Source organism: Corallococcus sp. AB049A, from assembly GCF_003668885.1.
Taxonomy (GTDB): domain Bacteria; phylum Myxococcota; class Myxococcia; order Myxococcales; family Myxococcaceae; genus Corallococcus; species Corallococcus interemptor.
Window position 1 is genome coordinate 24,191 of sequence record NZ_RAWL01000034.1, and the last position, 11,505, is coordinate 35,695.

Consider the following 11,505-nt stretch of genomic DNA (forward strand, 5'->3'; position numbering starts at 1 on the left):
CTAGCTCCCGCCCAGGTCCTCCTCGAAGAAGGCGTCGTCCTCGCGCCGCACGCTCTCGCCGTCGGCCTCGGTGAAGTCGTTGCGGTCGTTGCCGGAGGAGGACGACGACGCGCCGGAGCCACGCCACGCGTCGCGGCCGTAGTAGCCGTAGTCCTCGTAGTAGTAGCTGGGGTCGTCCTCGTCGGAGGTGTCGGACGGGTCGCGGTTCTCGTCGCCGTTGTCGGCGGCGCGCGCGCACGTCACGCAGACCGTCTCCGCGCCGTCGAGCGTGCGCATGTGCAGGAGGCAGATGGCCCTCTGGCAGCGCATGCACTGCGTGGTCGAGCCACGCTCACACGGGTGGGAGAAGAGGAAGCCGGAGGTCTCCTGGCACTGCGGCGTGGCGGACGGGAAGGAAGGGGACATGGCTCAGGGCGACGCAGGGGTCTGGAGGCGGAAGAGCAGGGCCATGCGCAGGGGCAGGTCCAGCGAATCGAAGCCGAGGCACGCGGCGGCCTCCGGCGGCACCGGCTGCTTGGTGGCGAGCAGCGTCTTGCCGGACGGGTCGCGCAGGGACAGCTTGCCCTCGCGCACCTTCACGTGGAGCGCCTCCGCGCCGGAAGCGCCCTTCACGGACGCGCCGCCGCCATCGGGCGCCACGGTGTAGAGCACCGCGCCCTGCGCGTCCGTGAGCTTCCACCCGGCGCCCTCGCGCGTCAGCGTGTAGCGCACCGACTTCGTCGCGTCCTTCACCTGGAACGCGTCCGGGCCGCCGGTGACATAGGCCAGCACGGTGTCATCCGGACCGGACACCTTGAGCTCGCCGCCCTTCCACTTGTAGCGGGCCAGCTCCTTGTCCTCGCCGTCCACCAGCTTGGCGCCGTCGTCCTTGGGCTTGAGCGAGAAGCGCTCGCGGTCGTCGCCGTCCTTGAACTTGAGCTTGGTGCCCGCCTCCTTCGGCTCGGCGGCGGCGGCGGCGGCGTTGGCGGGGATGGCCTGGGTTTGCGGCGCGCTGGAGGCGGGAGCGCCGCCCTCCGTGCAGGCCGAGGCCCCGAGCACCCCCAGGCCCACGAGAAACAGGACACGAAGCTTCACGGCGTGGACCTCATCTTCCCGGGCTGGCCCTGGGAGCTGGAGTGGTTGAGCACCTGATACAGGCTCAAGAGCATCATCGTCACGGTGCGCGACGCGTCCGTCTTCCGAGGATCCCGCGGCCGGGCCACCCAGTCCTCGTTCATCAGGACGCGCAGCTCCACCCGGTCCTCGGCCACGCGCAGCCGCTTCAGCCTGACGCCGGGGGGCAGCTTCACGGCGCCGCGCGCGTGGTCTTCCATCGCCGCGAGCCCGGGGTGGCGCTCCGGCTTCACCCGCAGCGCCACCGTCATCAGGCTGACCCCGCTGCGCTTGCGCCGGATCCTGGTCTTGAGCGGCGTCGTCTTCATGCGCTCGACCACCCGCACCTGGTCCACCACGGACAGGTGCAGCTGCGTGCCGTCCGCGAACCGGCCCTGCAACGACAGCCAGGGGTCGACGAAGTCCTCGCGGGTCGCCGGGCCCTGCGTCCGCGGCTGGGCGCGCTTGGCGGGGTCCACGGGCAGCGTCAGGTCCAGCGTCACGTCCACGGGCGCATCCGCCATCAGGTCCACCTGGAAGCGCTGGAGCACCGTGGCCAGCAGCTGCCGGCGCTGCGCCTTGTGCGGAGGCTCCACGACCCAATCGCCCGGCGGCCAGGACCGCTGCGCCTCGGCCTCCTGCCGGAGCATCCAGGACGCGATGAGCAGGATGCCGCCGCCAAACAACGACAGCAGGCACAGGGAGCCCAGCAGGGACGCCAGCCCCTCCTGGTCCGGGGGCAGCAGGCGCAGGACCAGGAAGAGCCCCGCGGTCGCGACGAGCAGCCCCACCCCGAAGCGCGCGGGGGTGTTCTTCCGGGGGCTCTCCGGCTCCGGCTCCGGCTCCGGAGCGGGCCTGGGCTTCGGGGACAGGGCCTCCAGCACCTCCGGCACGGTCGCGCTCACCTGGTAGCGCCGGGTCTTCTGGAAGGCTTCGGGTTCGAGCGGCACGGAAGGGAAAACCTTGTCCAGCGGGAGCGGCGGCCGAGCGTAGGAGGCGCCCTCCGGCAGGTCAAACCGGCTTCTGGCGGGCCGGCGCGGCGCCCTGCCGGCGCGAGGTGCCCAGCACCTGGTAGAGGGACAGCAGCATCATCGTCGCGGCGCGCGCGCCGTCCTGGCGCGCGGGAGGCTTCAGCCCCGGGGGCGGCTTCCCTTCCGGGGGCGCGGGCTTCGTCGTCAGGACGGTCCACTCCTGATCCAGTACCGCGCGCATCGCCAGGCGGTCCTCCGCCACGTCCAGCCGCGACAGCGCGACGCCCGGCGGCAGCTTCGCGGCCTGCTTCGCGTTCGTCCTCAGGCCCGCCAGTCCGGGGAAGCGCTCCGGCTTCACGCGCAGCCCCACCTGGAGCAGCGTCTTGCCCTTGCGCTTGGTCTTGAGCTTCGTCTTGCCGCTGCTGCCCCGGCTGGTGCGCCTGCGCTTCTGCAGGTGCTCCACGACGGACAGGTGCAGGTGCGTGCCGTCCGCGAAGCGTCCGTGCAGGGACAGCCACGCGTCCGTGAAGTCCTCGCTGTCCCACCGGCCGCGCTTCTTCTTGCCCACGCACTTGCGCTCTTCATCCGTGCGCGCCAGGTCCAGCTTCACGTCCACGGGCGCGCTCACGTCCAGGTCCACCTGGAAGCGCTTCAGCACCGTGGCCAGGAGCCCATAGCGCCGGTTGTCCAGGTCCATGCGGCCCATGCTCGCCCGGACGATGAAGAGGACGATGCCCACCCCGAAGAAGCCCACGCCCACCAGCCACGGCAGCCCCGCCAGCGCGTCCTGCTGCCCGAACGACAGCTGCGCCACCACGGCGCTCAGGATGGCGCAGCCCGCGATGCTCAAGGCCATCAGGCTCCACGCGGTGATCCACAGCGTGCGCCGCTTGCGCTCCACCCGCGCGTCCAGTTCCGCCAACGCCTTCAGGTCCGCCAGCACCTCCGTCACCGGAGCGCGGGCTTCATAGACATACGTCTTCAGGAATTCGGAGGGGTCGAGCGCCACGGCGCGGGAGCGTAGGAGCCGCCCCCAGGCAGGTCAAACCCGCTGGCGGCGTCCGCGCGCCGCCTGCTGCTTCGCCCGCCGCCGCGCGTAGCCCAGCACCTGGTAGACCGAGAGCAGCATCATCGTCGCGGTGCGGGACGCGTCGTCCTTCTCCAGCGCCTGCTTCCAGAAGGCCGGAGTCTCCGGGTCGCCCGGCTCGCGTCCCGCCCGCGCCACCCATTCGTCGGACAGCCGGGCGCGCAGGGACAGCCGGCCCGCGGCGACGCGCACCCGCTCCAGCTCGACGCGCCGGGGCAGGCGCGTGGCGGCGGTGGCGCGGACCTTCTGCCGCTCCAGGCCGGGGTAGCGCTCCGGCTTCACGCGCACGGACACGCTCAGCCGGGCGAAGCCCTTGCGCTTGGTCTTCGTGCGCGTCTTGCCGCTGGCGCTCGTCTTGGAGCGCTCGCGCTTCTGGAGGTGCTCCGTCATGGCGATTTGCACGAACGCGCCGTCCGCGAGCCGGGCCTCCAGCTTGAACCACGGGTCCACGAAGAAGTCCGTGTTCCACCACCCCACCATGTCCTGCTTCACGCGCTTGTCGAGCACGTCCGGCGCGCGCAGGTCCAGCTTGAGCCACACCGGCGCGTCCGGGCCCAGGTCCAGCTCCAGGCGCTGGAGCAGCGCCCGCGCCAGCCCGTAGCGCCGGTTGTCCAGGTCGCGCCGCCGCAGGCCGAAGCGCCACAGGAAGAGCAGCACTCCCGCGACCACCAGCAGCAAGCCCACCGTGCCCGTGACCGCCAGCAGGTGTTCGGCCTCCTCGGAGAGCCCGTTCCTCGACTCCTGGTTGCCCACCCAGATGACATAGGACAAGAGCGCCATCAGGCCGCCGGGACTGACGGTGAGCCAGCCGCCCCACGCCAGCGCCAGCCGCTGCTTCTCCGCGCGAGCGTCCAGCTGGGACAGGACGTCCATGTCCTCGAGCAGGTCCGGCACCGGCGCGCGGGACTGGTAGCGGAAGACCTCGTGGAAGCGGCTGACGTTGACCGGCACTGCGGTGGGCCCCCTGCGACGCCCGTCGGGCGGAAAACCACGCGCGAGCGTAGGGGCCCGCGCGGACGACGGTCAAACCGGCTCGAGGCGCCCGCGCGCCGCCTGACGCTTCGCCCGCCGCCGCGCGTAGCCCAGCACCTGGTAGAGCGAGAGCAGCATCATCGTCGCGGTGCGGGACGCGTCTTCCTTCTCCAGTGCCTCCGCTCGCTCCGCCCGCGCCACCCATTCGCCGGACAGCCGGGCACGCAGGGACAGCCGATCCGCGGCGAGCCGCACCCGCGACAGCTGGACGCGCGGGGGCAGGCGCACGGCGCCGGTGGCGCGGGTCTTGAGCTGCTCCAGGCCCGGGTAGCGCTCCGGCTTCACGCGCGCGGACACGTCCAGCACGGCGCAGCGCTTGTGCTTCCCCTTCGTCTTCCTCTGGATCCTCAGGAAGCTGACGGTCGTCCGGGTGCGCTTGCGCTTCTGGAACCGCTCCACCATGCGGATCCGCACGAAGGTGCCGTCCGCCAGCCGGGTCTCCAGGGAGAACCACGGGTCCACGAAGAACTCCGTGGACCACTCGCCCACCATGCCCTGCCCGGCGTGCTTGTCAGGCTCGTCCGGCGCGCGCAGGTCCAGCTTGAGCCGCACCGGCGCTTTCGGGGCCAGGTCCACCTGGAGGCGCTGGAGCAGCACCCGGGCCAGGTCATAGCGGCGGTTGTCCAGGTCGCGCTTGCGGAGCAAGGCACGCCACACCAGGAGGCCGATTCCCACCACGAACGCCGCACCGCCCACCCCGCCCGTGATCAGGATGGCCCCGGAGATCACGCCCAACCCCTCCGTCGGGTCCACGGCGCCTGCCCACACCTGACGGCACAGGAGGGCCAGGGCCCCGCCAAGAATCGCGGCGGTTCCCCCCGCCCGCGACAGCACGCGCCGCTGCCCTTCCGCGCGGGCATCCAGCCGGGACAGGACCTCCAGGTCCTCGAGCAGCGCCGGCACCGGCGCGCGGGCCTGATAGGTGAAGCGTTCGTGGAAGCGGCTGACGTTGACCGCCAAGGCGGTGGACTCCCTGCGATGCCCGTCGGGCGGAAGAACGCGCGTGAGCGTAGGGGGCGCCCGCCCTCCTGACCAGGGCCGGCCCGCTGGCCTGGCAGGCAGGGCGCCGGGCCGCGGGTCAAGTAGACTGGAGCGGCCCCCAACGGCATCGGGCGCGAGGTGGACCTTGGACGAAGTGAGCCGGAGAGCGGCGCTGAAACTCATCGCGGCGGCGGGCATCTCTACCGTGACCGCGGGGTGTTCACGCGGTTCGGGAAAGGCAGAGGAGTCGAAGATGAGCCAGCAGCAGACGCAGCAACCGGAAGCCGTGGTCCGCGTGGATCCGCTCGGGCCGTCCCCCACCCCGTGGCGGACGCCGGATCCGTTCCTCTTCTGCGTTCACCATGACGACCGCTATCCCCAGGGCAACGAGAAGCTGGGGCCCAAGGCGTCGCTCGCGGGCCGGGACATCGGCCAGGACTTCGCGGGGCGGGACGGCTGGAACATGTACCACGGCACCGTCGTGCCGGGCTTCCCGCAGCACCCGCACCGGGGCTTCGAGACGGTGACCATCGTGCGCAACGGGCTGTTGGACCACTCGGACTCGCTGGGCGCGGCGGCGCGCTTTGGCGGGGGCGACGTGCAGTGGCTCACGGCGGGCGGCGGCATCAACCACTCGGAGATGTTCCCGCTGCTCAAGCAGGACCAGGGCAACCACATCGAGCTGTTTCAAATCTGGCTCAACCTGCCGCGCGCCAACAAGATGGTGCAGGCGCACTTCTCCATGTTGTGGAACCACGTCATCCCGCGCCACGTGGCGAAGGACGACGCGGGCCGCGCCACGGAAGTCACCGTGGTGGCGGGCAACCTGGGTGACGTGAAGGCGCCGCCTCCGCCGCCCAAGTCCTGGGCCGCGAACCCGGACGCGGACGTGGCCATCTGGACGCTGAAGATGGAGCCGGGCGCGCGCTGGACGCTGCCGGCGGCGGTGCGCGGCACGAACCGGATGCTCTACTTCTTCCTGGGCTCCGGGATGAAGGTGGGCGGCCGGGCGGTGCCGGCGCGCAACGCCATCGAGCTGCGCGCGGACGTGGACGTGGTGCTGGAGAACGGCTCGGAGACGGCGGAGCTGCTGCTGCTCCAGGGCAAGCCCATTGGCGAGCCGGTCGTGCAGTACGGCCCGTTCGTGATGAACTCGCGGCAGGAGATCCAGCAGGCCTTCGCGGACTACCAGCGCACGGGCTTCGGCGGTTGGCCCTGGCCCAGCCACGACCCGGTGCACGCGCGAGAGGAAGGACGCTTCGCGCGGCACGCGGACGGCCACGTCGAGAAACCGGCCTGAGCGCCCGGCGAAGGACCTCCGGGCCCGGCCCCCGTCCTCAGGGCCAGGCCTTGATGGGCTCGGCAAGGACCCGATGGAGGGCCGCGTCGCGTGCGGCCCCATCCTCCCCCACCAGCGCGGCCAGGAGCGCTGGTGGGTCCAGCTCGCGCCCGGGGTCGTGCACCCACAAGCCGTGCCTCGCCATCAACATCTCCGCGGCGGCGAGCCGCGTCGGGTCCCGAGGCCGCTCGCGGACGAGCCGCGCGAGGCGCGCGCTGGCATCGCTCGAAGGCAAGGCACGGCGCAGTCCCTCCGACGCGATGTCCCAGGACCCCGGGTCCTCGCCTCGGGCCACGGCGCCTTCCAGCAGGTCCAGCGCCATGGGCTCGTCGGCGAGCACGACGAGCGCGGCGGCGACCTCCAGGTCGAAGCGCGTGGGCACCGCGCCTTCCCGCCAGGGCAGCGGGAGGGTCTCACGCAGCAAGGCGATGGTGGCCGGCGTCGGAGCCAGGACCGCCAGCCCCACCGGGGCACGCACCTCCCGCTGGGAGAGGAGCCGGGACAGTGTGGCCAGCGCCAGCGCCCGTTCGTCCGGCTCCAGGTGCCTCAGGTTGCCCAGTGAGAACCCCTCGCTTCGCGCCTGGCCCCGAGCATCGACCTCACGCATGAACAACTCATAGGCAGCCGTCATCCCTGTCCCTCTTTCTCACCCGCGACGGAGCCCGGATCCGCCAGCACAGGCTGTCCCGCGCGCAGCATCGCGCGCAGTGCCTTCCCCTCCAGCGTCGAGTCGACGACGACGCCGTCGTCATCCTCTTCGGCAATCCACGCGCCCTGGAGCAGCACCTCATGCGGCGCCAGCCTCCGACGAGGCCTGTCCGGGGCGGTGAGCTTGCTGCCCACGAGGACGTCCACGTCGAGCGGGCCCGCCACCTGGATGAAGTGATGCTCCTCCACGAGCACCCGGGCCTTCAGGCCGCCACCGCAGCAAAAGACGTCGTCACCGAGCGAGTCTCCGAAGAGGAGCCCTCGGATCCGGACGTCGCCCGCGATGAACATGGCGGAGACCGTCGCCACGTTCTCCACCTCCAGGTCTCCCAGCACGACGAGGAGCGTGTGGTCGGCCGCGTGACCATCCGCCAGCAGCCCCTTCAACCTGACACTGCCGGAGACGACGAGGGGCCGGGGCCCGACGATGAGCGAGTCGGCCTCCAGGTCACCTTCGTGGAGCAGGACGCCCTCGTCGGTGACACCCTTCCACCACGAGGCCAGCTTTTGACGCCACCCGGGCGTCGCGGAGGACTCCACACGGGCCCAGGCGTCCCGCTCTGAAACCTCACGTCCCCAGCTCGTCACCCCACCCGGCTTCGCCGCCATGTCCCAGAAGCTCCCAGCCGGAGATTCCCGGCGCCGGCATCAGGGCATGGGCGGCGGCGGGCATCAATCCCCCTGGCGGACGCGTCCCCCCTGAGCGGCTCAGGGCTTCTTCTTCGCCTCGGCGCCCTCCCACTTGAAGCTCACGGAGGGCGCCTTGACGGCCTTGGCGTCCTTCATGAGGAAGCCCTCCTGGCGCGTGTTCGCGCGCTCCAGGGCGGGCTTCAGCGACGCGGGGATGGGCAAGAGCAGGCCCACCACGTACATGTTCCCGCGGCACATCTCCGCCGCGTAGCCGAACGAGATGCGCACGGCGACCTTGTCGCCTTCGACGTGGTGGAACGCGACGGAGCGCTTCACGTTGTCCAGCCCGTACTCGAAGCCCACGCAGTCCTCGCCGGCCTGGAGGCTCTGGAGCAGCGCCTCCACGGTCTTCGCGGACTCGAAGGCCTTCGCGTCGCCGATGTACTTGCGCACGTAGCCGTCCGCCTTGAGGACGTCCTTCTCCGGGAACACGTGCAGCAGGCTGAAGGCGTCCTTGCCCTTCGTCACGTCCTGGGTGGCGTAGATGCGGCTCGCGTACGGGTGCGCGCCGCCGGTGTAGCCGCCGTTGGATTCCTCGTAGCTCACGTACGGGCCCACCACGGACAGCACGGTGAAGGACTGCGCGGCCTCCCAGTCGGACGTGTCCTGCGTGGCGTCCACGCCCTCCGTGACGCTGGCGAGGAAGTCCTTCTTGCGCGACTGGAGGCCGAAGACCTCCTTGCCGTCACGCAGCGCGCGCAGGTCCTTGGACGACATCTCGAACGTGATGTCCGTGCCGGTCACCTTCCACGTGAGAGGCTGGGACTTGGGGGCGGGCGCTGCCGCGAGCAGCGCCACCATCACCACGGAGCTCATGAGCATGCTCGCCATGCTACGGCAGACAGGGCGCGACGGGAGAGGAAGGGATGGAAGACGGCTTCACCTTCGTGTTCGTGGCCCATGCCCCCGCGCTCGTGCCGGGGGACGAACGGGGTGTCCTGGCGGTTCGTGCCATGGAACAAGTGTTCCCGGCCTTGAACCTGTCGTGGACGTCCGGCGATGAGGGGCAGTTCGTCCCGGTGACGCAACGGGATGCCTGGATTGCCCGGGAGCTGCGAGCCGGTGGAATCACCCTCCTCTGCAACGGGGACGACGCGTTCCTCGAGACCCTGAACAGCTACAGCGACCTCCGGCCCCTGGATGAGTCCGCGAGCCAGCGCCCCCACTATGAGGTTCATGCGGAATGGCCCGTGGAGCCTCCTGGCCTCTCCGTGGCCAGGCCCGTGCTCGCCGTGGTGTCGGAAGCCGTCCGCGCCTTCTGGGCCCATGTGACGCCCAACCACGCGGCCATGGACATCGGGATGCAGCGCTCGCCTCGCGCAGGGGTGACTGGCAACCCGAGAAGAGGCCTGCCTCTGCTCAAGCACCCCGATAAGCTCCGGGCACCGGAGGTGCCGTATCACCTGGGCTGGCTCAACTACTGGTCCGACGCCACCGCGCGGCTGCTCGGGTTCCCGGATGCAACGCGTGACGCGGAGCTGCTGACCCGTTCGCGGCGCACGACCTCCGGGGGATGGCTCGTCCAGCTCACGGACACGCCGCTGGACCTGGACGCCCCCGCCCATCTCGACACCCTGCTGCGGGCCTACGCGCGCTTCCCTGGAATTGGTGGGCGCGTCCCCTGAGTCCCCCGGGCATCCATCCTGGAACGCCGCGGGGAAGCGAAGCGGCGCGTGACCAGACGCCAGGCTGGCAAGCGCCCGGCGGCAGTTGACGGCACATAACGCAATCGTTATTAATCAGGGGTGGTCATCCCATTGGGGTGACCAGCACGTTGTCGAGTTCCATCCGTTGGATGGACCTTCACAACAACATCGTTGTCGGGGTCCTCATCCGCTGGATGGGGCTCTGACAACGCGGAAGGTGCAGCTTGATCATGTCTCGCGTAGGCGAACCTCGTCCCCAACGAACGAGGTTCGCCTACGCGAGATAGCTCAAGAAGTGCCATTCGTTCGGCCCTACCGTCCGCTGGGCGGTTCAGCCGATAGGAGCACTCGAATGTCACTCAGGATGGGTGACATCGAGCAGAGGGTCATCGTCTGGTGTGACGGTGCTCTCATAAACACCGTGCGTGCACCGCTTTGAGCGAGTGCTACCCACGGGGGCTCATCGCGCGTTGGACGATAAGCCCCCCTGGGTACGCCCGCTCAAAGCGCTGCACTCAAAGGGCAAAACCATGATCCGGCAATTGAACTACGTGCGCCATGAAGCTGAAAGTCTCCTTCTATGCGACGCCAGGCGGTGGCAGTCCCGTACAGAAGTACCTCCGCGCGCTGGCTGATCACGAAGCAGCACCCCTCTATGCCTGCCTCCGAGACATCGAAGTCCACGGTCTGAAGGGTACGACCGCCTCGCTTCGAGCCATTCAGGGCAAGCTGTGGGAACTCAAGGTGGGAAGGCACCGCATCTTCTACGTCCTCATTACAGGACCAGAAATGGTGCTCCTGCATGCCTGCAAGAAGCAGGGCCAGAAAGCACGCAAAGAGGATTTGGACCTGTCCAAATCCCGGATGAAAGAGGTGCTTGAAGCCGATTGAGCAGGCGTTCCACGGTGCGTCGAGGCAGGAGTGCGGTGCTCCGAAAGCGGATGCCAGAGATGCCTAGCAAGAAACAGAAACATCATGTCGAGGGGAGCCTCCAGGCGCTCATCGACCAGAGAAAGGCGGACAGCCCAACCTTCGCCGCGCTCTATCACGAGGAGTTCAACAAGCTCGCCCTGGCACGCCAGGTGCGAGAACTGCGGGAAAAGCAGGGGCTCAGTCAGGCCGAGTTGGCCGAACGGGCTGGGACGAAGCAGCCCGCCATTGCCCGCCTTGAGAGCGGGCGTGTCGTGCCGAGGCTCGACCTGTTGCACAAGATCGCGCATGCCCTTGGCATGCAGCTTGAGCTCCGCTTCGTGAAGTCCTCTTGAGGACGGACGGGGGCGTCCTCGTGAGTGGGCGCCCGCACATGAAGGTTCTCCACTCCGAACCGCTGGACTCCTCGTGGCTCACCCACGACCGGAACACAGGTCCTCCTGTTCAGTGCGTGAGCTTCTCCTCGACGGTGCAGGCAATCGTCTGGAGCCCTTCGCGGGAGCGGCCCATGGGCTTGTGAGGCAGGGTGCGCAGCCCGGCGAGGCCCATGCCCAGCGAGCCGCCCACCAGCACGCCGCCCATCCAGAGCGCGCCTTTGACGGGCCGCTTCGGGAGCGCGAGGGCCGCCGCGATGACGAGCGCGCTCACCCCCGTCATCCCCATCCACGCGCTCGCGCCCAGCAACAGCGTGCTCTTCGCGGTGTTCTTCGCGTCCTCCTTCAAGTCCTTCCGGGCGAGCTCCGCCTCCTTCGTGAGGATGCGCTTGCCCTGCGTGAGGATCGTCGACATCAGCGACGGGCGCTGCTGCGGCTGCCCGGCCTGCTGCTTCTGTTCGTCCATGGTGCGCTCCGCTGGGTTGAGGGGTCTGGAGAAAAGCTAGGACCGGGCCTTCGGACGTGAGCGGCAGGGGGGCGGGGCAAGGCACGCCCGTTCGCGCTAGAACCCCATCCCGTGGGGAACATGGGAGGCACCATGGAGCAGAAGGCACTGGCCAGGACCGGGGAACGCCGGGCGGTGGCGCAGCGGGTC

General features: G+C 69.8%; 14 protein-coding genes. 4 read left to right on the forward strand and 10 right to left on the reverse strand.

Features of this window, described 5'->3' with window-relative positions:
- The 6 genes from D7X55_RS06065 to D7X55_RS06090 all read right to left on the reverse strand — a co-directional run bounded on the left by D7X55_RS06065 (position 1) and on the right by D7X55_RS06090 (position 5,142).
- Positions 1-405 carry a hypothetical protein gene (locus D7X55_RS06065; protein WP_121722491.1) on the reverse strand — a complete coding sequence of 135 codons (405 nt, stop codon included), beginning with the start codon at positions 403-405 and terminating at the stop codon, positions 1-3.
- 3 nt (positions 406-408) lie between these two features.
- Positions 409-1,074: a hypothetical protein gene (locus D7X55_RS06070; RefSeq protein WP_121722492.1), complete on the reverse strand. Its 666-nt coding sequence runs from the start codon at positions 1,072-1,074 to the stop codon at positions 409-411.
- Positions 1,071-2,042 carry a hypothetical protein gene (locus D7X55_RS06075; protein ID WP_120550842.1) on the reverse strand — a complete coding sequence of 324 codons (972 nt, stop codon included), beginning with the start codon at positions 2,040-2,042 and terminating at the stop codon, positions 1,071-1,073. The genes D7X55_RS06070 and D7X55_RS06075 overlap by 4 nt, the downstream gene beginning before the upstream one ends.
- Before the next feature lie 61 nt (positions 2,043-2,103).
- Positions 2,104-3,072, reverse strand: coding sequence for a hypothetical protein (locus D7X55_RS06080; RefSeq protein WP_121722493.1), 969 nt, complete (start codon positions 3,070-3,072; stop codon positions 2,104-2,106).
- A 33-nt stretch (positions 3,073-3,105) separates the two neighbouring features.
- The gene (locus D7X55_RS06085; protein WP_121722494.1) at positions 3,106-4,101 is read right to left on the reverse strand and encodes a hypothetical protein; all 996 of its coding nucleotides are present in this window, start codon (positions 4,099-4,101) and stop codon (positions 3,106-3,108) included.
- 72 nt (positions 4,102-4,173) lie between these two features.
- On the reverse strand, positions 4,174-5,142 hold the full coding sequence (locus D7X55_RS06090) for a hypothetical protein (RefSeq protein WP_121722495.1): 969 nt from the start codon (positions 5,140-5,142) through the stop codon (positions 4,174-4,176).
- Between the two features lie 274 nt (positions 5,143-5,416).
- Here D7X55_RS06090 and D7X55_RS06095 point away from each other — a divergent pair, with 274 nt between their 5' ends.
- Positions 5,417-6,463, forward strand: coding sequence for a pirin family protein (locus tag D7X55_RS06095; RefSeq protein ID WP_121722496.1), 1,047 nt, complete (start codon positions 5,417-5,419; stop codon positions 6,461-6,463).
- Positions 6,464-6,500: 37 nt separating this feature from the next.
- Here D7X55_RS06095 and D7X55_RS06100 read toward each other — a convergent pair whose 3' ends face one another.
- The 3 genes from D7X55_RS06100 to D7X55_RS06110 all read right to left on the reverse strand — a co-directional run bounded on the left by D7X55_RS06100 (position 6,501) and on the right by D7X55_RS06110 (position 8,722).
- Positions 6,501-7,109 carry a hypothetical protein gene (locus D7X55_RS06100; RefSeq protein WP_147470033.1) on the reverse strand — a complete coding sequence of 203 codons (609 nt, stop codon included), beginning with the start codon at positions 7,107-7,109 and terminating at the stop codon, positions 6,501-6,503.
- Positions 7,110-7,129: 20 nt separating this feature from the next.
- A complete protein-coding gene (locus D7X55_RS06105) occupies positions 7,130-7,819 on the reverse strand; it encodes a hypothetical protein (protein WP_233609630.1) in 690 nt (229 codons plus the stop codon).
- 99 nt (positions 7,820-7,918) lie between these two features.
- Positions 7,919-8,722, reverse strand: coding sequence for a hypothetical protein (locus D7X55_RS06110; protein WP_233609631.1), 804 nt, complete (start codon positions 8,720-8,722; stop codon positions 7,919-7,921).
- Positions 8,723-8,766: 44 nt separating this feature from the next.
- Here D7X55_RS06110 and D7X55_RS06115 point away from each other — a divergent pair, with 44 nt between their 5' ends.
- From D7X55_RS06115 to D7X55_RS06125, 3 genes are all read left to right on the forward strand, one after another.
- Entirely contained in the window at positions 8,767-9,525 is a 759-nt protein-coding gene (locus D7X55_RS06115) for a DUF5953 family protein (protein WP_121722499.1), read from the forward strand.
- A gap of 579 nt (positions 9,526-10,104) precedes the next feature.
- On the forward strand, positions 10,105-10,437 hold the full coding sequence (locus D7X55_RS06120) for a type II toxin-antitoxin system RelE/ParE family toxin (RefSeq protein WP_121722500.1): 333 nt from the start codon (positions 10,105-10,107) through the stop codon (positions 10,435-10,437).
- A gap of 59 nt (positions 10,438-10,496) precedes the next feature.
- Complete coding sequence (locus tag D7X55_RS06125) at positions 10,497-10,811, forward strand: helix-turn-helix transcriptional regulator (RefSeq protein ID WP_158626324.1); 315 nt, start codon at positions 10,497-10,499, stop codon at positions 10,809-10,811.
- A gap of 109 nt (positions 10,812-10,920) precedes the next feature.
- Here the strand turns inward: D7X55_RS06125 and D7X55_RS06130 are convergent, their stop codons facing one another.
- Positions 10,921-11,316, reverse strand: coding sequence for a phage holin family protein (locus tag D7X55_RS06130; protein ID WP_121722502.1), 396 nt, complete (start codon positions 11,314-11,316; stop codon positions 10,921-10,923).
- Between the last annotated feature and the right edge of the window lie 189 nt (positions 11,317-11,505).